Source organism: Arachidicoccus sp. (genome assembly GCF_050436765.1).
Classification (GTDB): domain Bacteria; phylum Bacteroidota; class Bacteroidia; order Chitinophagales; family Chitinophagaceae; genus Arachidicoccus.
The window spans coordinates 1-2237 of the sequence record NZ_JBNQGD010000347.1 but is presented as its reverse complement, the minus strand read 5'-3'; the positions used below and the strand labels follow the sequence as shown (position 1 = coordinate 2237).

Below are 2237 nucleotides of genomic sequence, written 5' to 3'. Positions count from 1 at the left end.
AATCAGTTGATAATACCTTGGCTTCAGAAGAGGTAGAAAAATGGTGATTTTAACCCAGTTGATATTCAAAATCAAGAGTAGTTGTAATAGCTGCTCTTTTTTTTTGCAATTACTTTTAAAAAAATAAAAACAATTTCAGAAACATTTTTGGAATTATGGCATATTATATTACCTTTGCCGTCCGATAAAAAGAATCAATTATGGCAAGAGTATGTCAGGTAACAGGAAAAAAGCCTATGGTTGGCAATAATGTTTCTCACTCAAACATTAAAACTAAGCGTCGTTTTTTACCTAATTTGCAAACAAAGCGTTTCTTCCTAGCAGAAGAAGATCGTTGGATTACCTTAAAATTATCTGCCGATGCAATTCGTACAATTAATAAAAACGGATTGTTATCAGTAGTTAAACAGTTAAGAGCCGACGGGGTTAAAATCTAATTCAAGTTTTCATTATTAAAGATATTTTAAAATGGCAAAGAAAGGGAACAGGGTTCAAGTAATTTTGGAATGCACAGAACACAAAGCAAGTGGCATGCCAGGGACCAGCCGTTATATTTCTCAAAAAAATAAAAAAAATACTGCTGAGCGTTTAGAGCTTAAAAAGTATAATCCTATTTTGAAAAAGGTAACTGTACACAAAGAAATTAAATAGATTAATCGATTAGGGGATTTGTTAATAAAGAAATTTTATTTTCAAATTTTCAAATCATCAAATAATAAGTGATGGCAAAAGCAGCTTCAAAAAACTCAAAAGTTAAAGATCTTAAATCTGCAGCAGACGCAAAAAACTGGACTAAAGTTATTAAAACTGTACGTAACCCCAAAACAGGTGCCTACACGTTCAAAGAATCTATCATTCACAAAGACAATGTAAAAGAGTTTTTGTCGGCTAAATAGGTTGTGGCGATTTAATTTATAAAAAAGGCCTCTCAAATTTTTGAGCGGCTTTTTGTATTTAATTACCTTGCCATATATTAAAAAATAAAAATAGGTCTATGACGTTGTATAGCTTGAAATCTTTGGGCTTTATCTTATTTTATTTTTTTTTAATCAGTGGCCTAAAAGCAAATGCTGGTCAAATCCATAAAGGTGACAGGCATTACTTTGTACAGACTGATGCCTTTAAACTTTATCAGAAAACTTTTGACAAGCACGAAATAATTCTATTAAATGATGGTATTGTGCGTTTGGGGAGTAGGAAATTAGATAAAGTTTCCATCGATAAGTTGGCGTTTGTTGATTATATAAATGGTGCGAAAGAAGTGCGTGCTTTTCTCTACAAAAAAGGGCTTGATAAAAAAGTAAAGAAAGAAGATTCAATTACTAATGTTTTAATTGTATCTACTGCAAAATCAAAAAAGACAGCGACAACTATCAGGAACATTCCCTTCTTTACAAAATTAAAGAAAGCGGAATTCCCATCCAAAGGGCAAGGATGGGGAATGTTCCTAAAAAGAAATTTAAAGAGCCAATTACCTGCTGATAATGGAGCGCCTGAGGGGAAATATTCGGTGACCGTGTCTTTTTTAATAAATAGAGCAGGGGAAGTCACTGAAGCAAAAGCCCTTAATGACCCGGGATTTGGTTCCGCTCAAGAAGCGGTTCGTGTAATAGCCCAAAGTCCCAAGTGGACAGCTGCTTCTATGTTTGGCAAAAAAGTTACTTACAGACAAACACAGAAGATTATTTTTAACGTTACCGATGATGGTGAACAAGATAGCATCCTTACCGTAAAGCCCGATGATTTATTGATTCAAACGAAATCCTTTGAGATATTTAAGCATAATCTGGCAGCGATTATTATTTTGAATAATAGAATTGTCAGTAGAGATAATGATGACTTGGCAAATTTGAAAATTAAAGACTTGGCTTCAGCAGATTACATTTTTGACTCCACGGTGGTGAAGGCTATAGCACTTACTTTTCCTGATAAATATGATTTTCAAATAAGCCTGCGTGCTAATTATTTACATCAGTTGAGAAGGACATTAACGGAAAAGCAGTACGATAGTATTGCTAATACACCTATATTTTCAGAGAGATTGAATGAAATACCTAAATATATTTACAGAAATGTACTAAACCTCGAGACTACTAAAACCGCGAAATCCACTAAACAAATAGATAGTCTCGCATTTATACGGCCGCCGACTAAACCAGTATTTACGGATGATGGAACTAATTGGGATAATTTCCTCACAACCAATTTAAAAGCTGATATTGCCGTAAAAAATGGTG

Annotated in this window: 3 protein-coding genes and 1 pseudogene; all 4 read left to right on the top strand. The window is 33.7% G+C overall.

Translation table 11 applies throughout. The annotated features are described in order from the left end of the window. Positions 1–200: 200 nt before the first annotated feature. A complete protein-coding gene (gene rpmB / locus ACQR30_RS14925; protein ID WP_119984706.1) occupies positions 201–437 on the top strand; it encodes a 50S ribosomal protein L28 in 237 nt (78 codons plus the stop codon). A 31-nt stretch (positions 438–468) separates the two neighbouring features. Next, positions 469–651: a 50S ribosomal protein L33 gene (rpmG, locus tag ACQR30_RS14920; RefSeq protein WP_429736521.1), complete on the top strand. Its 183-nt coding sequence runs from the start codon at positions 469–471 to the stop codon at positions 649–651. A gap of 71 nt (positions 652–722) precedes the next feature. Further along, positions 723–896: a DUF4295 domain-containing protein gene (locus tag ACQR30_RS14915; RefSeq protein ID WP_429736519.1), complete on the top strand. Its 174-nt coding sequence runs from the start codon at positions 723–725 to the stop codon at positions 894–896. A gap of 98 nt (positions 897–994) precedes the next feature. Then, positions 995–2237, top strand: a pseudogene (locus ACQR30_RS14910) (hypothetical protein); the annotation flags it as partial.

What these genes read in the sequence shown, in the direction of transcription:
- rpmB (WP_119984706.1), top strand. Translation starts at nt 201, where the DNA reads ATGGCAAGAGTATGTCAGGTAACAGGAAAAAAGCCTATGGTTGGCAAT.
- rpmG (WP_429736521.1), top strand. Translation starts at nt 469, where the DNA reads ATGGCAAAGAAAGGGAACAGGGTTCAAGTAATTTTGGAATGCACAGAA.
- ACQR30_RS14915 (WP_429736519.1), top strand. Translation starts at nt 723, where the DNA reads ATGGCAAAAGCAGCTTCAAAAAACTCAAAAGTTAAAGATCTTAAATCT.